A 21,748-nucleotide genomic window follows, 5' to 3' on the forward strand; every position below is an offset into this window, starting at 1 on the left:
AGTGAATGCCTTAGACAGAGACTGTACCGTCGGCCCCGCCCTCGCCGGCGCAGACCCGGCGGATGAGCGTTACTGTCAGTGATGATGGATGCTCTCTCAGATGGCGCCAGAGCGCGCTCCGGCCTGCGGCTCGGAATGCCGCTCGCGATCGCCGCCGCGCTGTCGTTCGGCATGTCGGGGGCATGGGCGCGTGGTCTGATCGACGCGGGCTGGACCCCTGGTGCCGCCGTCACCGTACGGATCTGGGTCGCGGCCCTCGTGCTGCTTGTGCCGACGCTCATCGCACTCCGCGGCAAGTGGGTGCTGCTGCGTCGCAACATGTGGATCATCACCGCGTACGGACTGCTGGCCGTTACCGCGACGCAGCTCTTCTACTTCCAGGCCGTCGCTGTCATGGACGTCGGGCTCGCGCTGCTCATCGAGTACACCGCACCGATCGCCGTGGTGCTCTGGCTGTGGGTGCGCCGCGGGGAGAAGCCCACTGGGCGCAGCATCGTGGGGGCGGGTGTCGCGCTCGTCGGACTCGTGCTCATGCTCGATGTGCTCGCCGGCGGCAGTGCCCCGATTTCGGGCGTGCTGTGGGCATTCGGTGCGATGGTGGGAGCTGCGGCGTACTTCGTGCTGTCGGCCAAGAGCGATACCGGGCTGCCGCCCATCGCGCTCGCCGGAGCCGGCCTTCTCGTCGGCGCTGTCGGTCTCACGATCGCCGGCCTCATCGGCATTCTGCCGATGGTCTGGAACACTGACGACGTCGTCTACCGCTTCGGAACCGTGCCGTGGTTCGTTCCGGTCCTCGCGATCGGCCTCATCGCGACCGCCCTCGCCTATGTGCTCGGAATCGCGTCGACCCGTCTGCTCGGTTCACGTCTTGCGTCATTCATCGCGCTCGCCGAAGTGATCGCAGCCATGCTGTTCGGCTGGCTGCTGCTCGGGCAGCTGCCGAACCTTCTGCAGGGTCTCGGCGCGGTGCTGGTGCTCGCCGGCGTCATCGTGGTGAAGCTCGGGGAGCCGGCGGCATCCGTCTCCGGTGACCCGGCGCTGGCGCCGCCCGGCGACTAGATCTTCCGCAGAGGGCGTTCAGGTCGCACTTAACGCCGCTATGGGGCGCTCAGAACGGCAGATATTGCGACCTGGCCCGCCCTAGCCACGTTTCGGCAGGAGGCCCAGGAGTGCGTGCCGCATCCCTTCGAGCATCTCAACCGAGGACGACACATCAGGCAGCGTCGGCTCCGGAGACCATAGTCCCTCGGTTTCGCTGATCGGCGTCGCGCCATCGATGATCGAGGCGACGTCGGTCACCAGCGCGCCCTTCGACGAGTCGCCTCGCAGGTGCTCGCGGATGCTGCCGGCGTCGATCTCTGCACCGCTGGCGATGAGACAGGCGTTGCCGAAACGCAGACCTCCGAGGGACGAGCCCTGCACGATCATGACGACATGGGGGAAGACGCTCTGCAAGGTGGCGAGCTGACGGCGAGTGAATTCCAGCTCCGGTCCCGCCACGGAATTGACGACGAGCATCCCCTCATCAGTCAAGACTCGTCGCGCGCCATCAGCGAGCTCGACCGACGAGAACGCGGGGGGGACTCGTCCGTTGTGGAACACATCGATGAGGATCGCCTCCTGCGAGCCGGACGCCGCCTGAGCGAGCCAGACGCGCGCGTCGCCCTCGATCATCGTGACGCCGGCGGGTGGCGGAAAGTGTGAGCGAACGAGTGACACGAGCGCAGGCTCGGACTCGAGGACGACCTGCACAGCATCCGGCCATCGCCCCGCGATCGCGCGCGCCAGCATCAGCAGACCACCGCCGAGCTGAGCGACGCGGCGGTGATCTCGGCTGTCGAGAGCCGCCATCATCCAGCGTGCGTATGCGAGTGAGAGGGGACGACCGGGCTCGGCGATGTGCGATTGCTGCACGCCACCGACCTCGAGAAGCCATCCGTCAGCATGCGGGATGACGTGGGCGGTGCGTCCATCGGTGAGCACGATCGAGAGCGGTTCGTCGTTCGGCATCCCTCGATCCTGTCACGTCCGAGCGCACCGGCTCCGGGGAGGAGTGCCCATGCGTTCAGTTCAGACATCGAGCCAGTATCGGTAACGTTGCAGGGTACGGCAGAACGAGTCTGCCGCAGCCGGAGGAGGTGGGCACGTGACGACGATCTGGGAAGTGGATGACGCTGACGAAGAGATCGAGGGGCTGGACGCGGCCGGGCGGCCCGATCCCGCGTACGCCGCCGCGCTCGGTTTGATTCGCGCCCCTTACGGGCGACGGTTCCTCGCCGTGACGATCGACGTCGTCATCTATCTGATCGTGCAGATCCCCTACTGGGCTTTCAGCGTCCCTCTACTGCTCATGTTCGCTCGGTCGGAGATCACCCTGTACGGGCTCGTGGCGCATCCGAATTTCTTCGTCGCTGTGCTCATCGCGGGCATCACTGCACTGCTCACCCTCGCGCTGTTGATCGTGCAGGGCGTTTTCCAAGGGCGAGTGGGCGTCACGATCGGCAAAGCCATCACCGGCATACGCAGCATCAACGTGGTGCGACTTGCGAAGCCGGGGTTCTGGCGGATCGTTCTGCGCACTCTGATCGTCGGCGCTTCGAACATCGTGCCCGTGATCGGACCGACGCTGATGTTCTTCTCGGCGCTGGGCGATTCCGAGCAGCGGGGACGCGCGTGGCATGATCATGCCACCCAGGTCTGGCTGATCGACGTGAAGAAGGGGCTCGACCCCTACGACGGAAAGCGCATGCGCATCGCACGAAAGGTCGTGAAGGTCGAGATCGCACCTCAGACCCGCGATCTGCCCTCGCTCGCGACAGCCGAGAGCAGCGGAGCGGAGCCCGAGTACCGACCGGCGCACAGCGTCAGTGCCGGGGTACTGGGCGTTGCCAAGTCGAGGCGTGCTGGCCGCGATGACTCCGTCGGGATCGTCGCGAAACACCTGGGTCCTGCGAGTACGGTGACGGCGGTCGAGAAGGAAGGCGCCGCGGTCGTCGGCGGTTATCGTGCCGACAGATCGGGCCAGGCGCCGCTTCTTGCCACAGGGCTTCCGCCGCGCGCACCTGAGGATCATCGCGTCGTGCTCGGCGTGCCGCCCGAAATCGCGTCCGGCTCCGCCCCGCGAACACCTTCCGCGCCCGCCCCGGAGCCTCCCGCTCCCGCCCCGCAGACGCCTCCCGCGGCCGCCCCGGAACCTGCCGTACGACTTGCCCTCGACTCCGGCGACACGTACGTGTTCGCCGAGCCGATGATCTTCGGGCGCAATCCCGACGAGACCGGGAGCTTCGGTGCTGCGCAGCGCGTAGCCGTGTCCGATGACACCCGATCGGTCTCGAAGACACACTTCGCGATTCGCCGGTCGGCATCGGGCATCGAGGTCCAGGACCTGGGATCGACCAACGGCACGTTCATCCTGCGCGGTGGAGTCGAGACGCAGGTGCCCTCCGGCGCGGCGCTCATCGCCGCGCCGGGTGACGTGGTGCGATTCGGTGACCGCACGATGGCGATCGGCACGGTATGACGTTCACGAATGGTGAACAGAGGGAAGAGATGAATGAAGGTTAAGCTCACTCTGCATCGCCCGAGCGGCGACCCTGTGGACATCGCTGTCGTCGCTGACTCGACGGCCACGACCGGAGATGTCGCGCGGCATATCGCTGCCGCAGATCCTGCACGGTCGATCTTCGTCGATCCGAACGATGTCCTCACTCTCGCCGTCGCTCCGCCGACCGGCGAGCACCTGGAGCTTCTGCAACCTGACATTCCGATCGGCGAGGCGCCGATCGGGTCCGGCTTCGCCGCCGCCGTGCGCCCAGTGAAGCGCGACCAGGGCCAGTCCGCCGAAGACCGCAAGATCGTGGCTTTCCTGCGTGCGATCGATGGGCCGATGAAAGGGCAGGTGTTCCCCGTAGCCCAGGGCTATTCGTTCATCGGGCGCGTCGGACCCAACGACGTCGTGCTCCCCGACGCGATGGTATCGAAGAAGCACGCGCGTCTTGAGGTCTCGACCTCTCTGGAACTGGTCGACCTGAACTCCACGAACGGCGTCTACGTCGACGGTGAGCAGGTGCAACGCGTGCGCCTGGAGCCTGGGCAGCAGTTCGTCATCGGGGCTTCGACGCTGGTCGTCGCCCTCGCCGACGACTACGACCCGTTCGAAGACCACCCGGTTCTTGAACGCGGCGGTGGGTTGCGGTTCAACCGCAGCCCGCGCGTGGAGGAACGTTATCCCGGCATCCAGCACACGCCACCGCGGATGCCGACAGAGACGCTCATGCGTCTGTTCCCGTGGACGATGCTCGTCGCCCCCATCATCATGGCGCTGTCGATCTACCTCATCACAGAGCGCCCACGCGCGCTCCTGCTGATCATCATGACGCCGCTCATGGCGTTGGGTAACTTCATCAACCAGCGCGTGCAGATGAAGAACAAGCGTAATCATGAACTGCAGTTGTTCGAGCGGCAGTTCGAGCATCTGGAAGAGGTCTTCTTCCACGAGAAGCCTCGTGAGGAGAGCGCCAGGAACAAAGAGGTGCCTCCCGTCGTCGAGGTGTTCGATCATGCGATGCGTCTTGGCCCGATGCTGTGGACGCGGCGTCCTGAGCATTGGAACTTCCTCGCTCTGCGACTGGGGGTCTCGACCGCGGTGTCGCGCAACGCGATCCGCGAGTCCGAATCGCTGGACGGCCTGCCCGAGTACATCGAGCGCGTCGATCGTTTGAAGGAGCGCTACCGGCTGGTGCACGAAGTGCCCGTGCTGGAGACGCTGCCTGCGAGCGGTTCCATCGGGGTCGCGGGGCCGGATGCCGTGGCAGCGGATGCCGTGCGTGGACTCGCGGTGCAGGTATTCGGGCTGCACGCGCCGAATGACGTCGTGGCGGTGGCTTTCGCGGATTCCGATTGGGTCGAGGAGCTCGAATGGCTCAAGTGGCTGCCGCACACCTCGAGTGAGACGAGTCCCTTCAAGGATCTGCCGCTTGCCGACAGTGCTCCGACCGCGAACGCGCTGCTCAATCAGCTCGAGGACTACGTGATGCGCCTGGTCAAGGGGCCGGCGCACCGCGGGCCGTTCAAAGAGACCTGGAACCCGATGCTGTACGGCACCGACGTCCACCGGGCTGCGGAAGAGACCGATGTGAAGACACGGATCTCGGTGATCATCATGGTCACCAATGACGCACCCGTCGATCGTGCGCGACTGACGCAGATCCTCGAGCTCGGGGCTGAAGTCGGAGTGCACGCGATCTTCGTCTCGCCGACGGTGGAGTCGCTGCCGGCGGCCTGCCGGAGCTACCTTGATGTCACCGCGGGCCTGGATGATGTCACGGTGGGCCTCGTCCGCTCTGGTGAGCAGTACACCCACACACGGGTCGAGGGTGTGTCCAACGCGTATATGGACATGCTCGCCAAGCGACTCGCGTCCGTCACGGATGTGTCGACGGTGATCCATGACGAATCCGACATCCCGAGTTCAGTGGCGTTCCTCTCGCTCGTCGGCGAAGAGGTCGCCAGTGACCCGCAGGCCGTCATCGACCGTTGGCGGCAGAACAACACGATCATCGATCGTTCCGCGACCGAGCGCCCGCGCCTGCGCAAAGCGGGGAACCTGCGTGCGATCGTCGGTCAGGGCGCCAGCGACGCGATGACCCTCGACCTTCGCGCCCAGGGGCCGCACGCTCTGGTGGGCGGCACCACCGGTGCCGGAAAATCGGAGTTCCTGCAGGCATGGGTGCTCGGGATCGCGAGCGCTCACAGCGCTGATCGCGTCACATTCCTCTTCGTCGACTACAAGGGGGGATCCGCGTTCGCCGACTGCGTCGAGCTGCCGCACTGCGTCGGGCTGGTCACCGACCTCAGCCCCCATCTCGTGCGACGCGCGCTGACCAGTCTGCGCGCCGAGCTGCACTACCGGGAGCACCTCTTCAACAGGAAGAAGGTGAAGGACCTGCTCGAGCTCGAGAAGCGACAGGACCCGGAGACCCCGCCCGCGCTGGTGCTGGTGATCGACGAGTTCGCGGCGCTGGCCGGCGAAGTGCCGGAGTTCGTCGACGGCGTCGTCGATGTCGCGCAGCGAGGGCGCTCGCTCGGCATCCACCTGATCATGGCGACGCAGCGTCCCGCGGGTGTCATCAAAGACAATCTCCGCGCCAACACGAACCTTCGCGTCGCTCTGCGCATGGCGGATGAATCGGACTCTCGCGATGTCGTCGATGATGTCGTCGCCGCATCCTTCCCGCCGTCGCTTCCCGGTCGCGCCATCGCGAAGACCGGGCCTGGGCCGCTGACGCCTTTCCAGTCGGCGTACGCCGGCGGATGGACGAACACGGAGGATGCCGTCGCTGCCGCCGAGGTCAAGGTTGCGGAACTGCGGTTCGGTAGCGTCCACGAATGGGAACCCGACCGTCCGGCCGAGAGCGACTCGCATGATGCGGATCTCGGACCGAACGACCAGAAGCGCGTCGTGAAGTCGATCATCGCGGCCCACCGTCAGGCCGCGCTCGTCGCGCCGCGGCGACCCTGGCTCGATGACCTGGCCGACATGATCGATCTGGGAAAGATGCCACTCGAAGGCGACGGGCGTATCGCCCTCGGCGTCGCCGACATTCCTGAGCGGCAGCAGCAGAACCCCATCCACTTCGTTCCGGACCGCGATGGTTCGCTGCTCGCCCTCGGTACTTCCGGGGCTGGCAAATCGACGGTTCTGAAGTCGATCGCGACCGCAGCCGGCATGCGTCCGGATCTCGGTGCGGTTCAGGTGTACGGGCTCGACTTCGCGTCGGGTGCCCTGGGCGTGCTCGAAAAGCTTCCGCACGTCGGATCGATCATCGATGGCGAGGATTCCGAGCGCATCCAGCGACTGCTGCGGATGCTCGGAAGAGAGCTCGACACGCGCAGCGAGCGCTTCGCGGCGGCGCACGCCTCGAACCTCGCCGAGTACCGGGAACTCGTGGACTCGTCCATGCCACGCATCTTCCTGCTGATCGACAACTTCCCCGAGTTCAAGAAGGACTGGGAGATCACGGCGAACCGCGCACCGTTCTATCGGGAGTTCATGCGGATTCTCGGTGAAGGCCGTCCGCTCGGCGTCCACGCGGTGATCACGGCCGATCGTGGCGGTGCAGTGCCGACCGGTGTGTCATCGAATATCTCGCGTCGAATCATCCTGCGGTTGTCGGACGTGAACCAGTACACACTCGTCGGTGCGCCCAAGGACGTCCTGAGCGATCAGTCGGGCCCCGGGCGGGCGATCGTCGACAAGAGCGAGGTGCAGCTCGCTGTGCCGGGTGGAACCTCGAACACATCCGAGCAGGCCAAGTGGCTCGACCAGTTGGCCGCCGACCTGCGAGCGAAGGGGGCGCAGGAGGCGCCGTCGATCGGGTCGCTGCCGCTCCACGCTGATATCCGCGACCTGCCCAGCAGCATCGGTCGGCAGCCGGTGTTCGGCATCGCCGACGACACCTTGGAACCGCGTGGCTTCGACCCGGCAGGATCGTTCATCATCACTGGTCCGCCTGCGTCAGGCAAGACCAATGCGATGAAGTCACTCATCATCGCGATGGAACGGTTCGACCCGGAGGTGAAGCTGTTCCACTTCGGCACGCGCCGTTCCGAGCTCGCTGATTTCCGACCGTGGGTGCGCAGCGCCACCAAATCGGACGATGAGAAGGAGCTCGCCGCGGAGCTGACGGACATCGTCGCCGACGAATCGATTCCGTTCCGGATCCTAATCGTCTGCGAAGACATGCCTCACCTCGCCGATGGTGCCGCTGATCGGCCGATGCGGGCATTGCTGAAGGCCGTCAACGACAGTGATCACATGCTCATCGGCGATGCGGACGTTTCGCGAGCCGGTGGCGGCTCCGGGGTCATGGGCGAATGGAAGGCCGCGCGACAGGGCATTGCGCTGAAGCCGGACGCGTACGATGGTGACAGCCTGTTCAAAGTGCCGTTCGGGCGCGTCAAGCGCGCGGACTTCCCGGACGGGCGGGGCATGTTCGTGCAGGCAGGGCGGGCCTCTCTCGTCCAGATGCCGGTCGCGCATGACGACAGGCCCGATGTCTCGGATGCGCGATTCCGGATGCCGGAGAAGCCCAAGGATGCGGCCGCGCCTGTAGCCACGGCTGCGCCCGCGGCCGCGCCGGCTGGTCGCGGCCTGTCGAACGACGATGAGCGCAATGCGCGACGTGCGCGCAGGCAAGCGCGCCTCGAAGCACAGCGCGGTTCGTCGACCGGCGAGGCCGGCTGATGCACGGGAGCACCTCAGGATGGGGAATGCTCCCCATCGTGCGATGAGGGTGCGCCTGACTACTGTGTGGATGGGAGCTCTACCGGCTCGCCATTTTTGAGAAAGACGGGGAACTGACGCATGGCTGACGTCGTCATCAAATACACCGAGCTCAGCACTCTCCTCTTCCGACTCAACAGCATGATCGAGGAGCTCGACTCCGGCAGCAAAGGCGCGGCTCTGCGTGACGCGATCGGCGAGCCTTTCGGACGGAGCGAACTCACCGATGCGGCCGAGGAGTCCGAGGACCGCTGGGACAGCAAGCGCGAGAGCCTCGTGGAAGACCTCACGTCGATCAGGGATCTTGCACAGGGGATATACGACGGTTATCAGAAGTTCGAGGATGATGCCGCAGCGCAGTTCGAGAACGGCGCCGATGTGCCGACCAGCTCGGACTACTGAGCAGCAGTCAAGGGGGATAAGGCATGAGCAGATGCTGGAGTGAAGGTGCCTACGTCAACTGGCCGTCGACGCCAGGGGGGAACGAGATCGAGCAGGCGTCGATGTCGCCGGGTGAGGTCGTCTCGACCGCGGGAGCCATGATCACCATCGCGTCGCGCATGAAAAGTGCCGCGACGACGCTGCAGGAACTCGCCAATAGCGACGACGGCCAGCAGGGAAAGGCGGTCGAGAAGCTGCGCGACAGCGTGGGTGAGACCTGGCAGATCCTCGGCGATGCTGGCGCGTTGTACTACGACACTGCCGACGCGATCCGCACCTATGGTTGGGCGATCGGTGATGTCGGCGGGATTGCGGAAGCGCTCGCCACTGCGTACTCAGACGCCGACGAGAAGTGGTCGACGTATGCCGGAACCGACGGCGATCTCTACGGTGACGTCGCCGCTGAAGACGGCGACGATGACCCGAACGCCGAGGCCGATGCGGCCGACAACAAGGCGAAGTATGACGCGTTCCAAGCCTGGATGAATGCGGCGGACCATTGGGACCAGCAGTACGACGACTGGGAGACGGCCTGGAACCAGGCGGTCTCCGCGATCGAGAACGCCCACGAACACGGTCCGAAGGACGGCTGGAGCGAGTGGTTCGGGGATTTCCTGGAGATCGCCTACAACATTCTGGCGGTTGTCGCGATCATCGTTGCCGTCGTGTTCATTGTCTGCACGTTCGTCATCACCGGACCGATCGCTGCGGCGATCGCCGGGATCGCAGCGACGGTGGGCGCCATCATCGGTATCGCCACCGCCGTCATTTCCATCGTTCGGTTCGCCCGGGGAGAAACCAACCTGTTGACGCTGGCCATCGACCTCGTGTGTGCAGTCCCTGGGCTGGGTCCTCTTGCCAATGCCGTCTCGGACATGGGGCCCCTCGTCACGAAGCTCGGTGTCGGCGCGTCGGGCCTCGCAGACTTCTTGCCCTCGACGGTGAGGATCGCAGCCGATGGAGGGCTCGATATCTCGAGGGTCTTCGCGGACAGCGTTTCTGATCTGATCGTTCACGGCAGCGTCGGCGCAGGCATGCTCTTCGATATCCCGAATGTCCTGCGTGTCACTGACTTCATTGCTGACACGGGGATCGACACGGTCATCTCGCAGTATTCGCCCCTGTCCTCCGTGAATACCGTTGTCAGTTGGATCAAGGGTGATGGTTGATGTGGGAACTGCGGTTCGACGGACCTCTTGATGCATGGGCCGTTGTTCCTGCGCCCGATGAGCACGAGCGGCGTCGGCAGTGGGGAGTCGTCGTCGCCGACATGGTGAGGGAGTATTGGGAGGCCGATGAGGACGCACGCTTCTCCGACGCTCTCGATCAGGTGCTCGAGATGCTCCAGCGCTCGAGGCCGGAGGGAACTCTCGCCGACCTCGTGACCTGGCCCACACACTCACCGTTGCCGGTCCGCGTGACGTTCCACGTCGCCGCCGACGACGGCGCGACCGAGTGGGAATCACTCGGCTTCGAGGCCTCGCCTTACCTGTCGAGTCCGTTCGGGGAGGGCATCCAGTACTCCCGCCGGATAGCGCCCGAGCTCACACAGGGGAGCGCATCGATCGATGCGGCGATCATCTTTGACCGTGGCGATGCGGCACTGGTCGTGCGCGTGCATGCCTGCCCGCTCGACGCGTACATGATGGCGGCACCCGCCATCGCCGAGACGATCGACTCGTGCGTTCTGACAGACTCGACGGGCAACGCTTTTGCAACGGGCAAGCGTGAGCATCTGTTGCCCGCCGATAGTGATCAGTGGCTCGAGGAAGGAACAGGCATTGGTGTCTGATGGCGGCATGTCCCTGCGTGATCTGCTGGGCGCTCGTCCGGACCCCGAGTTCGACCTGTCGCTGCCAAAAGGGTGGGAACGCCACGAACCCTCTCCGGAGAATCAGGCACTGATCGAGCAGCGGTTGCGCCGCAAGCTCATGCACGTCGGCACCGTGGATGCGCTCCAAGCGGCCGGTGTGCTGCGCAACATGCTCCGTCAGTCGATGGACGAGATGCGAAAGCAGAACGTCGTGGCATACTTCGCACCGTCGGGGCCGGATGTGTCGACGCCGTTTCCCGTGCCAGCATCGATCATCGCGACGATCCGTTCTGCACCGTCTTCCGCCGAGATGGATGGCTATATCAAGCGGATGATCCTCGAAGAACGAGCCGAGCCGCTGGGGAAGAACCATACGCTGCTGCGGATCGAACGGGAAAGCATCCGAGGCGAGGGCGACGCGCAGATGGTGCTGAGCTCGACCCTGTACGTCACGCCGGTGCCGGGAACGCGCCGCCGGCGCGCGCTGGAACTGCTTGCCGGCTATGGGCGCCCCGCCGACATTCCGCGTGATGACGAACAGATTCAGTTCGTCCACGCATTCTTCGATCTGATGGTCGCGTCGCTGCGGTGGAAGAATGTGTCTAGGTGACCTTGACCGACTCACATGGAGAAGACGACACGATGACGGATCCCTCCGGATCGGCAGAAGCGGCGGGCGGCGACGCGCACCGCGGGACATCGAGCGCTGATGACACCGCGCAGGAGCGGTTTGCGGCGATCATGCGGTTCCCGAAGCGAGCTGCGCTGATCAGCGGCGTTCTGGTGCCGCTCACCGCGGCAGTGAATCTCTTCGTGCTCGAGGATACGTCGATGCCGCTGTTCGCCGTGACGGTGATCTCGGCACTGGTCTGCGTGCTGGCGATGGTGAACGTCATCAGGTACTCACCACGGGTGATGGCCAGGTTGAGTTCCCTGGCGCCGCACGTGGGCGGACGGTTCACGCTGTGGAAAGCGGGCACGGGTGGGTACGCAGGCGTCCCGTTCGCCTACGGTGCGGAGCACGAGCGGTTCGGCATGCTCAACTACGATGTTCGCGGCATCCCGATCGAGATCGGCCATCTGTCCTCCCAGGTGTCGGCCCGCTATCGGGCACCTACCGGCCGTCGTCATCCGTACGTCGTCATCCGCTTGCCGGAGCGCATGCCGCACATGATTCTGAGCTTCGGCCACCTCTCTCGGATTCTGGGGGTGCGGGTGGCACCGGACCAGTGGCACCGTTCGCAGCGTGTGGATGGGGGTTTTGCCCGCCGGGGACGGTTGTTCGTCGGCGATGGCGGCGAACACCTGGCGCGCGCCTTCTTCAGCCCAGAGACGGTGCAGCTGTTCCAGCGGGTCGGACGATACTTCGACATCGAGATCAAAGATCGCAACCTCTACCTCTTCCCATCCGCTCCGGTCACCGCGGGCGTTGAGCGTCGAAGGGATGAGAAACTCGAGCTCATCGAAGAACTCGCCACCTCGGTGGCAGGCTCGGCAGTGTGGGAGCTCGTGCGTCGGCAGAGCCGCGGGACCGGGCCCAGATACCAAGCGCTCCGCGCCGACATTGCTCGCAGCGTTGCCATCGTCTTCGGCATCGCGGGTGTGTTCGCCGTCGTGCTCTCGCTCATCGTGCTCAATGCTCGGGGACTGCTCGGCTGACCGCAATCGTTCACGATGGGGAATAGTCCCCATCGTGTTCCTCCGGTTCGCTTGATTAGTGTGTGTGTAGGTGGTCCGCGGTGGGCTGCCGGTCTTGACAGGAATGGGGTGAGCGCATGAGTGATTTCGGCGCAACATACGACGAGATGGATTCGGCGGCTACGAAGCTGGACGATGGCAAGATCTCGATTGACGAGCTGCTTGATGAGTTGCAGGGTCACGTGGATGACCTTGTCGAGGATGGCTTCAAGACGGAGAAGGCCTCTGGCAAGTTCCAGGAGGGCTACCAGGAGCTCACCGACGGTATGAAGCAGGCTGCTGAGGGAGTGACCGACATGGCTTCGGCGCTTCGCGACATGGCGCAGGCTATCCAGGACCTCGACGACGCACTCGCCGGCGGCTGAGCCGCTCGAGTCGTAGAACTGACGAAGCCCGCCTCAGTCGGAGGCGAGGGCTATCAGGCCAGCGGAGACATGAGCTCCGCTGGCCTGATGTCGTTGTTCGCAGGCCCGAAGCAGTGGGTATTGCTCCCCATAGTGTCGTGGGCGGGGTCTCATTAATGTGTGTGTAGGTGGTCCGCGGTGGGCTGCCGGTCTTGACAGGAATGGGGTGAGCGCATGAGTGATTTCGGCGCAACATACGACGAGATGGATTCGGCGGCTACGAAGCTGGACGATGGCAAGATCTCGATTGACGAGCTGCTTGATGAGTTGCAGGGTCACGTGGATGACCTTGTCGAGGATGGCTTCAAGACGGAGAAGGCCTCTGGCAAGTTCCAGGAGGGCTACCAGGAGCTCACCGACGGTATGAAGCAGGCTGCTGAGGGAGTGACCGACATGGCTTCGGCGCTTCGCGACATGGCGCAGGCTATCCAGGACCTCGACGACGCACTCGCCGGCGGCTGAGCCGCCATGCGATCGATGGCGGGGCCGGATGTGTGTCGCGCGGCCCCACCATCGTCGACTCGATTGCTCGGACATGATGTGAAGGAGTGGGGATGAGCGACGTCTACATCTCGTACACAGAGCTCGGTGAGGTCGAGACGAGTCTGACCAGCATCGTTGCGGAGTTCGAGGGCGCGGTGAGCGGCTCGGACGAGCTCGAGGCAGCGATCAGCGATCCGTATGGGCGTCATGAACTGCGCAATGCGGCGAGGGAGTTCGAAGAGCGCTGGGACAAGAAGCGCGACGAGCTGAAAGATGACCTCTCGAAGATACTCGAGCGCGTGACCGGGATCCTTGATGGGTTCCGTCAGGGTGATGATGAGCTCGCGATTGCTCTCGAGCCGGAGCAGTAGGGAAGCAGCATGGACAAGTCGCCTGCAGGGCGTGACATCGAGTACGTCAAGGGAACGCCGGAAACGATCTCGGCGCGAGGGGCTGCTATCGGAACGCTCGGCGAGCAGATGATCGATAGCGCGATCGTGCTCGAGCGGATCGCCACGCGCGCCACCGACCAGCAGGGAGAAGCGGTCGACAAGCTCATCGAGACGATCGGCGACGCCTACAAGCAGCTGAAGGAAGCCGGCGAGCTGTACAAGCCCATAGGTCCCGTGCTCGTCACCTACGGCGACAAGCTCGCCGAACTGAAGCCCAAGATCGACACTCGCGTCGATACATGCGATGAGCTGTGGGCCTCGTACCAGGGGCTCCCCGGCAAGGTCGACCCACGAGGTGCGGGCGGACTGTTCCAGCCAGACGAAGGCAGCCCTGAGGCTGACGCGCAGGCAGAAGAGGATGCTGCCAAGAAGGTGGCCTTCGAAGCCTGGGAAGGCGAGGCCGAGGACTTCGACGCCGACTACAACACGTGGGAGCAGGCGTTCGACGACGCCGTCAGCGGCATCACCGATGAGATGTCGGGGAAGATCGCCGACGGATGGACGCAATGGCTTGCGGCCATCAAGAACGTTCTCTCCTGGGCCGGTTTCGTGCTGGGCATCGCCGCGATCATCATCGGGGGCCCGATCATCGGGGCTCTCGCAGCGATCGTCGCAGGGCTGACGCTGATCATCGTGGTCATCCAGTTCGCGCGTGGCGAGGCGACGTGGGTCGATCTCACGCTGGCCATCATCGACGTGATCCCGATCGGAAAGATCGGCGGGATCCTCGCCGAAGGCGGCACCTGGGCGACGAAGGGCGGAAAATTCGGCTCCGAGTTCGTCTCGCAGTTCACGAACGTCACGAATAGGACCGGGTTGGACGACCTTGCGGGTCTGATCAAGAACCCCTCGTCGTTCGGCGGCGTCTCCGGCGGTCTCAGCGGCGTGATGACCCGCCTGTTTACCGGTAAAGAACCCAAGTTCTTCGAGGATCTCGGTGGGGCCGGGGGATGGCAGCTCTTCGCGGGGGTCGTCGAGATGCAACGAGGACTCGTGGGGGCGATCTTCAAGGTTGATGGGATGTTCGCGAAGGTTCTCCCTGACTATGACGGCATGAAGAAAGAGGTCGGCAAGGTCGACGTCGGCGACACCTACCTGCCGGTGCTGGACGTGATCTGGTGACACGGATTCGGGCACGTGCAGGCACGGACGCGGGCGGGTGGATCGAGATACCGATCCTCGGTGACGACGCGGAACGTGACCGCTGGGCCGGCGCGGTCGTCGATGCCGTCGCGCGCGCACACGGAGATCGCTTCGATCCTGATGCAGGGCCTGCGATCTGTCGTGTTTTGGCGGAAGCTGCCGGCGACAGGGAGAAGTCGGACCTGCTGGTGATGGCTTTCATGCCCACTGCTCGTCCGATCGTGGCGACCGTACGGGTGTTCATGATCACTCCGGCGCCGGTCGACTGGTGGCGCGGCCACGGCTTCGCGCTCTCACCGATTCACGCCGCGGGTGCAGGCCACGGCATGCTCGCAACGCGCACACTCGAGGAGGTGGTCGAGGAGCAGCGTCTCGTCGCCCACCAGACCGTGTTCATCTTCACCGACGGTGATCTGGACATTGCGGTGTTCATCGAGCCGACCGCTGCGCTGGTGTTCGATCGGATGCAGGAGGGCCTGATCGAGATCGTCGGATCGTTGACGCTCGAGTTCGAGGACGGCCGGACATTCGTGGGCGCGCGTCGCGCTGAACTGCCCGATACCGACGTCGACTCATGGGATGGCATCGACTCGTGGAATATTGGGTTGCATGTCGTTGCCTGAACTCCCCGCGAACTCGCCACCACCGTCCCGTTGGGCTCGCCAGGTATCGCGTTACGAACCGCACGGGCTGGATGTGCTCGAGGCCCATGTGCTCGCATGGACGGGCAGGGCGGATGAGATCGTGAAGACGCCGAAATGGCGCGTTGCGTGGAGCATAGCGCCGTTGCTGGCACTGCTCGCCTCGATCGGCGGGTTCGCCGCAGTTTTCGGCAGCCCCCGCGACATCGCGATCGGGCGAACGGATGCGCCGGATATGGGCAGCATTCCGTGGGCGATGCTCTCATACGGTGTCGCGGCATTCGGGGTCGTCCTCATCCTCATCCGCTGGTTCGTCGATGGCCGCCGAAGGAACGGATCGCTGCTGATCCTTCTCGGCCTGACAATCGGATTCGGTGTGCTCGGTGTGCTCATCGCCTTTCAGCTCGCGGCGGAGGGCGGCGCCGATACGGGGCTGATGATGCTTCCGGCGTACGTGATGATGGCGCTCGCGGTGGTCGTGTTCGTGGTCATTGCGGTGTCCCCTCCGCAGGCCCCTATCGTGGAGACGCAGGCGATACCGATCGACGAGCTGGACGAGAAGGCGATGCGGTACGTCATGCAGGAGCGCAACGATGCGATCGACGCCCTTGCGGAGCGTCGGCTGCTTCCCGATGTCGACATCAAGGTGCTCAAAGCGCGGCCGTTGGGGCGGTTGCACATCAAGGAGGACTCATGAACAGCGGAAGCGGTATGACCCTGCGCGAGCAGCTGGGTATGAGTGCAGAACCAGACTTCGAGATCGATCTGCCCGCTGGGTGGGAGCGCCGCAACGTCGGTGACGACGACCGTGCTGCTCTTGAAGCCGCGCTGCGCAAGAAGTTCCTCAGCGTGCAGCGCCCTGACCTCTACGCAGCCGTTCATGCGATGGTGGACGATTCTTATACCGCCATGAGCTCTGCGGGCGCGGTCGCATATTACGCGGCGACGACGGGCGACGAGAACACGCTCTGGATCCCGGGCTCGATCATCGTGTCGACGCGCACGGCGACCGCCGATGTCTCACTCGACCAGATGGTGTCGCACGCGATCCGCGAGTTCGATGCGCAGCCACTGCTCGGAGACAAGCGCTTCATCCGGTTCGAGCGCGACGAGATCGTCTCCGTCGGAGAAGCATCCATCGGCTTGACGACCGTGGAATACCTCACGCCGATTCCGACGACCCGGCGTCGCCGTGCACTCCACTTCACTGCAACGGTCGCGCGCCCGGCCGAGGCCGGCGCCGATGATGAGCAGGTGGCCGCATCGAAGCTGCTCTACGACGCCTGCATATCCACGCTGCGCTGGGTGGCCACGCAGCCATGACGGCGATCACGCGCGTACTGGGCGGGGTTGCAGCGGTCGTCATCTCGCTGTCCCTCGTCGCGTGCACAGGTAAGGGGTACCCGCCGTCAGTCATAGAAGGCAGTCAAGTCGACGTGGCGTGGGGAGATTCGCTCTCGAGCGTCAATGTCGCAAGCGTTGCAGGAGCCACCGGCGGGAATCTCGACGTCGAGCAGCTCACCCGCTCGCAGTTCGTGCGCGAACGCGCGGGGAAGATCGAGTTCAATCCGACTTTCGGAACCGTCACGATCGAAGAGGAGGCCGAGGACTCTTTCGCTCTCGCCTACGATCTCGAGCAGCCGCTGTGGTCTGATGGGATCGCTCTCGACGCGGCAGATCTGCTTCTCGCGTGGGCCGCGGGCTCCAACTTCTTCGCGCCGGACAGCGAAGCGCCAGAGGACGAGCTGCGCTTCGACTCCATCCCGACGGGGATGGCACTCAGCGACGAGATACCCACGTATGACGAGTTCGAGCGTCGCATCGACGTGCACTTCGCGCGTCCATTCAACGGGTGGGAGTCCGCGCTCGATGTCGCTGTTCCCGCGCATGTCGTGGGCCGCTATGCCCTCGGCATCGATGACCCGATGGCGGCGAAGACTGCTGTCATCGAGGCGATCACAGGTTCGGACACCGCGGCATTGGCGAAGGTCGCCGCGCTGTGGAACAGCGGATTCGCTCTCGGCGAGGACCAGCTCTCTCGCGACGACCTGATGCTCTCGAGTGGTCCGTATCGTGTCGAGACGGTGGATGGCGAGTCGGACGATCCTGCGCAGCGGGTCACGCTTGTGGTGAACGCCGCATACGTCGCTGAGAAGACCGCCAGCTACGAACGCATCGTCCTGCAGCATGACGATGGCGAAAATCTTTCGGATGCCGTCGGCGCCGAGTACGACCTGGTGCAGGTCGTACCGCGCGCAGACAACTTCGAAAGCATCCGTCAGCTCGAACGAGACGACTACGGCGTCGATGACATCGATCACGGGGTCGTGTGGGTGGCTCAGGCGAACACCGCGGCATCCCGACCCCTGAGCGATAGTGCGGTGCGGGGCGTCCTCATGCGCAGCTTCGACCGCGGCGACGTGGTGGAAGCCGGAGCAGGCCCCTGGAGCGACATCTATCCCGGTGTATCCTCCGTCGTCTTCGCACCGGGGACCGACGGCTACCAGGTGGCAGTCGAAGACACGGGCTTCACGGCGAAGTTCCGCAGCGGAGGCGATGCGGCGGATCTGCGCATTGCCGCAGGGGTGCCAGAGGGCATCCGCATCTGTGTGCTCTACGATCGCGGTTCCGCTCTCGCCGCCGGGATGTTCGCATCGTTCCAGGCGCAGGTAGGAGAGGCCGGTTGGATCGCCACGGACTGCGGCAGCGATATGCCCGAAGAAGTGGTCGCCAGCAGCGATGACTGGGACATCTATCTGGGCATGAAGGAGCTTCCCGAGACTGCTGACGAGCTCCGCGCGCAGTGGGGGACAGGTGGCGCCGAGAACTACTCGGATGCGACCGACGGTGCCCGCGATGATCTGCTCGCGCAGCTCGAGGTGGAGACCGACCAGTACCGGGCGCGTGATCTCCGTGTCGCCATCGAGAGGACGATCGTCGATCAGATGGTCATCGCCCCGCTCACGATCGATCCGATCCTCGTGATCAGCGACCGCGACGTCGAGGGTGTGGAGCCGCGTTCGTCCCGGCATGGAACGCTGCTCGATCGTGCCATCGGCTGGCGCCCCTATGACGCAGAGCAGTCGAATCAGGACGACCAGCCGACCTCGCCCGCAGATGAGGACGACGACTCCGGTCTGTTCTGACCCGGCGCCAGAGGTCGATCTGTATACGTTCCGCGCCTTCGAGTGAACTACGGCGCCCACAGCGGCGATTTATGTATACACTGCCAGTGTGAGCACCACTGCTGAGCGCACCACCCCCGTCGAGAAGACGGTGCCCGTCGAAAGGGCGCGGGCGAGTGATCGCGCCTACGCGACACTGCTCGAGGAGATCCAGTCCGGCGCCCTCGCCCCTGGCGCAGTTCTCGCCGAGGTCGAACAGGCGGCACGCCTTGGCGTCAGCCGCACGCCGCTGCGCGAAGCGCTCCACCAGTTGAGTGCGGACGGGCTCGTCGAGCAGCAGTCTCCGCGCGTCACCGTGGTCTCCGGCATCGACGCAGGCGACATCCGCTCGCTGTTCGAGATCCGCCGCGCACTGGAAGAGTCCGCGGCTCGCCTCGCCGCAGAACGCGGCGATGCCGAGCTGTTCGCGGGGCTGGCGGCCGAGTTCGCGGTGGCCGGAGCCTCCCTCGATGCCGCCACCGGACGCGACGACTACTACGCGCTCATCGCGCGCTTCGACGCGGCGGTCGATGCCGCCGTCGACAACGACTACATCGCCGCGGCCCTGCGCACCGTCCGCACGCACCTCGTGCGAGTGCGGCGGATGGCGCGGGATAACCGGGAGCGTCTCGCCGCATCCGTCGCAGAGCACCGGCTCATCGCCGAAGCGCTCGCCGAGCGTGATGGTGATCTCGCCGCGCACGCCACCCATGTGCACCTGCGGAACGCCCTCACGAGCATTTTCGACAGCATCCAGAACCCTGAAATCACCGACAGCAGAGGGCAATCATGACCGTCAATCACCACGTCCGTGTCTACAAGAGCGAAGAGGGCCTGCCCCGCGAAGAGCAGCTGGCCTGGAAGATCGCCGAAGTCGCAACCGATGCCGTCGAGGTCCCGCAGGACGTCGTCGAGATGATCATCAACCGCATCATCGACAACGCATCGGTCGCCGCGGCGTCCCTCACTCGTGGGCCGATCATCGCTGCCCGCGACCAGGCGTTCGCTCACCCGGTCTCCACCGGGGGGAAGGGAGCAACCGTCTTCGGTGCTCCGCTGGAGAAGCGCACGAGCCCCGAGTGGGCGGCATGGGCCAATGGCGTCGCCGTGCGCGAGCTCGACTACCACGACACGTTCCTCGCGGCGGACTACTCACACCCCGGTGACAACATCCCGCCGATCCTCGCGGTCGCCCAGCACGCAGGCAGCGACGGCCGTGCGCTCGTTCGCGGCATCGCGACCGGCTACGAGATCCAGGTCGACCTGGTGAAGGCGATCTGCCTGCACAAACACAAGATCGACCACGTCGCCCACCTCGGGCCCTCGGCCGCAGCCGGCATCGGCACGCTTCTCGGCCTCGACTCAGCGACCATCTACCAGGCCGTCTCTCAGGCCCTGCACACCACGACCGCCACGCGTCAGAGCCGCAAGGGTGAGATCTCCACGTGGAAGGCGCACGCCCCGGCCTTCGCCGGCAAGATGGCCGTCGAGGCTGTCGACCGCGCCATGCGCGGCCAGACCAGTCCCTCGCCCATCTACGAAGGCGAGGACGGCGTCATCGCGTGGATGCTGGATGGCCCGGATGCTGCATATGAGGTGCCGCTGCCCGCCGCCGGCGAGGCCAAGCGGGCGATCCTCGACACGTACACGAAGGAGCACTCCGCGGAGTATCAGGCGCAGGCCTGGATCGATCTGGCGCGCAAGCTGCACGCCCTTCGACAGGCTCAGGGAGCGGAAGGGTGGGACGACATCGAGTCCGTGGTTCTGCACACCAGCCACCACACCCACTACGTGATCGGTTCCGGCGCGAACGACCCGCAGAAGTACGACCCGACCGCCTCGCGCGAGACGCTCGACCACTCGATTCCGTACATCTTCACCGTTGCTCTGCAGGACGGCTCCTGGCACCACGTCGACTCGTACACCCCTTCCCGGGCATCGAGGGCCGACACCATCGAGCTGTGGAACAAGGTGACCACGCTCGAGGATGCCGAGTGGACGCGCCGCTACCACTCGAACGACATCTCGGAGAAGGCCTTCGGCGGTCGCGTGGAGATCACGTTCACCGACGGCACGACGCTCGTCGATGAGATCGCCGTCGCGGATGCTCACCCGCTGGGTGCCCGGCCGTTCGCCCGCGACAACTACATCGCCAAGTTCCGCCTGCTCGCAGAGCCCGTGCTCGCGCCCGAGGAGATCGAGCGCTTCCTGTCGCTGGTTCAGCGTCTTCCCGAGCTCACCGCGGCCGAGGTCGCAGAGCTCTCGATCATCGCGAGGCCCGGCGTCGTAGCATCCGAGCCCACCACCACGGGACTGTTCTGATGCTGTACTCCGGCACCACTCCTGTTGAGAAGCGGCGGCTGTTCCGCGAGCGGCTCGCTTCTGGCGAGCTGCTGCGGTTTCCGGGCGCGTTCAACCCGCTCTCCGCGCGCCTCATCGAGCAGAAGGGGTTCGAGGGTGTCTACATCTCGGGCGCCGTGCTCTCGGCCGACCTCGGCCTGCCCGACATCGGGCTGACCACGCTCACCGAGGTTGCTGGTCGGGGCAAGCAGATCGCACGCATGACGGAGCTGCCGGCGATCATCGATGCCGACACCGGGTTCGGCGAGCCGATGAACGTGGCCCGCACGATCCAGGAGCTCGAAGATGCCGGACTCGCCGGCGCTCACATCGAGGACCAGATCAACCCGAAGCGCTGTGGTCACCTCGATGGCAAGGCCGTTGTCGATCTCGGCACCGCGGCCAAGCGCATCCGGGCCGCGGTCGACGCGCGTCGCGATGAGAACTTCCTCGTCATGGCGCGCACCGACATCGCCGCTGTCGATGGGCTCGATGCCGCGAAGGACCGCGCGAAGGCGCTGGTGGATGCCGGGGCCGACGCGATCTTCCCGGAGGCGATGCGGTCGCTCGAGGAGTTCGCGGCGATGCGTGAGGCCGTCGATGTGCCGATCCTCGCGAACATGACCGAGTTCGGCAAGAGCGACCTCTTCAGCGTCGACCAGTTGCGGGATGTCGGTGTGAACATCGTCATCTGGCCGGTGTCGATGCTGCGCATCGCAATGGGGGCGACCGGCCGTGCACTCGATACGCTTCTGGATGAGGGGCATCTGACCTCGAAGCTCGGTGAGATGCAGCATCGCGCCGACCTCTATGACCTGATCGACTACGAGTCGTACAACCACTTCGACTCGGGCGTCTTCAACTTCACCATCACGAAGGAGTGAG

General features: G+C 65.0%; 20 protein-coding genes. 19 read left to right on the forward strand and 1 reads right to left on the reverse strand.

Annotation, left to right across the window (positions count from 1 at the left end):
• Positions 1 to 84 precede the first annotated feature (84 nt).
• Positions 85 to 1,059, forward strand: a complete 975-nt coding sequence (locus ACTU6U_RS07900; RefSeq protein WP_443468577.1) for an EamA family transporter — start codon at positions 85 to 87, stop codon at positions 1,057 to 1,059.
• Positions 1,060 to 1,140: 81 nt separating this feature from the next.
• Here the strand turns inward: ACTU6U_RS07900 and ACTU6U_RS07905 are convergent, their stop codons facing one another.
• Positions 1,141 to 2,010 (reverse strand): spermidine synthase, encoded by an 870-nt coding sequence (locus tag ACTU6U_RS07905; RefSeq protein ID WP_443468578.1) that lies wholly within the window; start codon positions 2,008 to 2,010, stop codon positions 1,141 to 1,143.
• Positions 2,011 to 2,146: 136 nt separating this feature from the next.
• Here ACTU6U_RS07905 and ACTU6U_RS07910 point away from each other — a divergent pair, with 136 nt between their 5' ends.
• From ACTU6U_RS07910 to prpB, 18 genes are all read left to right on the forward strand, one after another.
• Positions 2,147 to 3,520 carry an RDD family protein gene (locus ACTU6U_RS07910; protein WP_443468579.1) on the forward strand — a complete coding sequence of 458 codons (1,374 nt, stop codon included), beginning with the start codon at positions 2,147 to 2,149 and terminating at the stop codon, positions 3,518 to 3,520.
• A 33-nt stretch (positions 3,521 to 3,553) separates the two neighbouring features.
• Complete coding sequence (locus ACTU6U_RS07915) at positions 3,554 to 8,245, forward strand: type VII secretion EssC family protein (RefSeq protein WP_443468580.1); 4,692 nt, start codon at positions 3,554 to 3,556, stop codon at positions 8,243 to 8,245.
• 120 nt (positions 8,246 to 8,365) lie between these two features.
• Complete coding sequence (locus tag ACTU6U_RS07920; RefSeq protein ID WP_443468581.1) at positions 8,366 to 8,686, forward strand: hypothetical protein; 321 nt, start codon at positions 8,366 to 8,368, stop codon at positions 8,684 to 8,686.
• A gap of 23 nt (positions 8,687 to 8,709) precedes the next feature.
• Entirely contained in the window at positions 8,710 to 9,894 is a 1,185-nt protein-coding gene (locus tag ACTU6U_RS07925; protein ID WP_443468582.1) for a hypothetical protein, read from the forward strand.
• A complete protein-coding gene (locus tag ACTU6U_RS07930) occupies positions 9,891 to 10,517 on the forward strand; it encodes a hypothetical protein (protein WP_443468583.1) in 627 nt (208 codons plus the stop codon). The genes ACTU6U_RS07925 and ACTU6U_RS07930 overlap by 4 nt, the downstream gene beginning before the upstream one ends.
• A 7-nt stretch (positions 10,518 to 10,524) precedes the next feature.
• The gene (locus ACTU6U_RS07935) at positions 10,525 to 11,148 is read left to right on the forward strand and encodes a hypothetical protein (protein ID WP_443468584.1); all 624 of its coding nucleotides are present in this window, start codon (positions 10,525 to 10,527) and stop codon (positions 11,146 to 11,148) included.
• A gap of 32 nt (positions 11,149 to 11,180) precedes the next feature.
• Positions 11,181 to 12,197 carry a hypothetical protein gene (locus tag ACTU6U_RS07940; RefSeq protein WP_443468585.1) on the forward strand — a complete coding sequence of 339 codons (1,017 nt, stop codon included), beginning with the start codon at positions 11,181 to 11,183 and terminating at the stop codon, positions 12,195 to 12,197.
• 116 nt (positions 12,198 to 12,313) lie between these two features.
• The gene (locus ACTU6U_RS07945) at positions 12,314 to 12,601 is read left to right on the forward strand and encodes a WXG100 family type VII secretion target (RefSeq protein ID WP_443468586.1); all 288 of its coding nucleotides are present in this window, start codon (positions 12,314 to 12,316) and stop codon (positions 12,599 to 12,601) included.
• 213 nt (positions 12,602 to 12,814) lie between these two features.
• Positions 12,815 to 13,102 (forward strand): WXG100 family type VII secretion target, encoded by a 288-nt coding sequence (locus ACTU6U_RS07950; protein ID WP_443468586.1) that lies wholly within the window; start codon positions 12,815 to 12,817, stop codon positions 13,100 to 13,102.
• Positions 13,103 to 13,194: 92 nt separating this feature from the next.
• Positions 13,195 to 13,494, forward strand: coding sequence for a hypothetical protein (locus ACTU6U_RS07955; RefSeq protein WP_417509060.1), 300 nt, complete (start codon positions 13,195 to 13,197; stop codon positions 13,492 to 13,494).
• Between the two features lie 9 nt (positions 13,495 to 13,503).
• On the forward strand, positions 13,504 to 14,697 hold the full coding sequence (locus ACTU6U_RS07960) for a hypothetical protein (RefSeq protein ID WP_443468587.1): 1,194 nt from the start codon (positions 13,504 to 13,506) through the stop codon (positions 14,695 to 14,697).
• A complete protein-coding gene (locus tag ACTU6U_RS07965) occupies positions 14,694 to 15,341 on the forward strand; it encodes a hypothetical protein (protein ID WP_443468588.1) in 648 nt (215 codons plus the stop codon). Before ACTU6U_RS07960 ends, ACTU6U_RS07965 begins: the two co-directional genes overlap by 4 nt.
• Entirely contained in the window at positions 15,328 to 16,056 is a 729-nt protein-coding gene (locus tag ACTU6U_RS07970; RefSeq protein WP_443468589.1) for a hypothetical protein, read from the forward strand. Before ACTU6U_RS07965 ends, ACTU6U_RS07970 begins: the two co-directional genes overlap by 14 nt.
• On the forward strand, positions 16,053 to 16,682 hold the full coding sequence (locus ACTU6U_RS07975; RefSeq protein ID WP_443468590.1) for a hypothetical protein: 630 nt from the start codon (positions 16,053 to 16,055) through the stop codon (positions 16,680 to 16,682). The genes ACTU6U_RS07970 and ACTU6U_RS07975 overlap by 4 nt, the downstream gene beginning before the upstream one ends.
• On the forward strand, positions 16,679 to 18,505 hold the full coding sequence (locus ACTU6U_RS07980; RefSeq protein WP_443468591.1) for a periplasmic substrate-binding domain-containing protein: 1,827 nt from the start codon (positions 16,679 to 16,681) through the stop codon (positions 18,503 to 18,505). The genes ACTU6U_RS07975 and ACTU6U_RS07980 overlap by 4 nt, the downstream gene beginning before the upstream one ends.
• Before the next feature lie 88 nt (positions 18,506 to 18,593).
• Positions 18,594 to 19,316 carry a GntR family transcriptional regulator gene (locus tag ACTU6U_RS07985; protein ID WP_443468592.1) on the forward strand — a complete coding sequence of 241 codons (723 nt, stop codon included), beginning with the start codon at positions 18,594 to 18,596 and terminating at the stop codon, positions 19,314 to 19,316.
• On the forward strand, positions 19,313 to 20,845 hold the full coding sequence (locus ACTU6U_RS07990) for an MmgE/PrpD family protein (protein ID WP_443468593.1): 1,533 nt from the start codon (positions 19,313 to 19,315) through the stop codon (positions 20,843 to 20,845). The genes ACTU6U_RS07985 and ACTU6U_RS07990 overlap by 4 nt, the downstream gene beginning before the upstream one ends.
• Positions 20,845 to 21,747: a methylisocitrate lyase gene (gene prpB / locus ACTU6U_RS07995; RefSeq protein ID WP_443468594.1), complete on the forward strand. Its 903-nt coding sequence runs from the start codon at positions 20,845 to 20,847 to the stop codon at positions 21,745 to 21,747. The genes ACTU6U_RS07990 and prpB overlap by 1 nt, the downstream gene beginning before the upstream one ends.
• Position 21,748 lies beyond the last annotated feature (1 nt).

The sequence above is a fragment of the Microbacterium zouquanmingi genome (assembly GCF_052266695.1).
Taxonomy (GTDB): Bacteria; Actinomycetota; Actinomycetes; order Actinomycetales; family Microbacteriaceae; genus Microbacterium.

Excerpts from the sequence above, each read along its gene's own strand:
- prpB (WP_443468594.1), top strand. The coding sequence starts at position 20,845 with ATGCTGTACTCCGGCACCACTCCTGTTGAGAAGCGGCGGCTGTTCCGC.
- ACTU6U_RS07935 (WP_443468584.1), top strand. The coding sequence starts at position 10,525 with ATGTCCCTGCGTGATCTGCTGGGCGCTCGTCCGGACCCCGAGTTCGAC.
- ACTU6U_RS07925 (WP_443468582.1), top strand. The coding sequence starts at position 8,710 with ATGAGCAGATGCTGGAGTGAAGGTGCCTACGTCAACTGGCCGTCGACG.
- ACTU6U_RS07960 (WP_443468587.1), top strand. The coding sequence starts at position 13,504 with ATGGACAAGTCGCCTGCAGGGCGTGACATCGAGTACGTCAAGGGAACG.
- ACTU6U_RS07980 (WP_443468591.1), top strand. The coding sequence starts at position 16,679 with ATGACGGCGATCACGCGCGTACTGGGCGGGGTTGCAGCGGTCGTCATC.
- ACTU6U_RS07945 (WP_443468586.1), top strand. The coding sequence starts at position 12,314 with ATGAGTGATTTCGGCGCAACATACGACGAGATGGATTCGGCGGCTACG.
- ACTU6U_RS07975 (WP_443468590.1), top strand. The coding sequence starts at position 16,053 with ATGAACAGCGGAAGCGGTATGACCCTGCGCGAGCAGCTGGGTATGAGT.
- ACTU6U_RS07900 (WP_443468577.1), top strand. The coding sequence starts at position 85 with ATGGATGCTCTCTCAGATGGCGCCAGAGCGCGCTCCGGCCTGCGGCTC.
- ACTU6U_RS07955 (WP_417509060.1), top strand. The coding sequence starts at position 13,195 with ATGAGCGACGTCTACATCTCGTACACAGAGCTCGGTGAGGTCGAGACG.
- ACTU6U_RS07940 (WP_443468585.1), top strand. The coding sequence starts at position 11,181 with ATGACGGATCCCTCCGGATCGGCAGAAGCGGCGGGCGGCGACGCGCAC.
- ACTU6U_RS07970 (WP_443468589.1), top strand. The coding sequence starts at position 15,328 with ATGTCGTTGCCTGAACTCCCCGCGAACTCGCCACCACCGTCCCGTTGG.
- ACTU6U_RS07915 (WP_443468580.1), top strand. The coding sequence starts at position 3,554 with ATGAAGGTTAAGCTCACTCTGCATCGCCCGAGCGGCGACCCTGTGGAC.
- ACTU6U_RS07950 (WP_443468586.1), top strand. The coding sequence starts at position 12,815 with ATGAGTGATTTCGGCGCAACATACGACGAGATGGATTCGGCGGCTACG.
- ACTU6U_RS07990 (WP_443468593.1), top strand. The coding sequence starts at position 19,313 with ATGACCGTCAATCACCACGTCCGTGTCTACAAGAGCGAAGAGGGCCTG.
- ACTU6U_RS07920 (WP_443468581.1), top strand. The coding sequence starts at position 8,366 with ATGGCTGACGTCGTCATCAAATACACCGAGCTCAGCACTCTCCTCTTC.
- ACTU6U_RS07905 (WP_443468578.1), bottom strand. The coding sequence starts at position 2,010 with ATGCCGAACGACGAACCGCTCTCGATCGTGCTCACCGATGGACGCACC.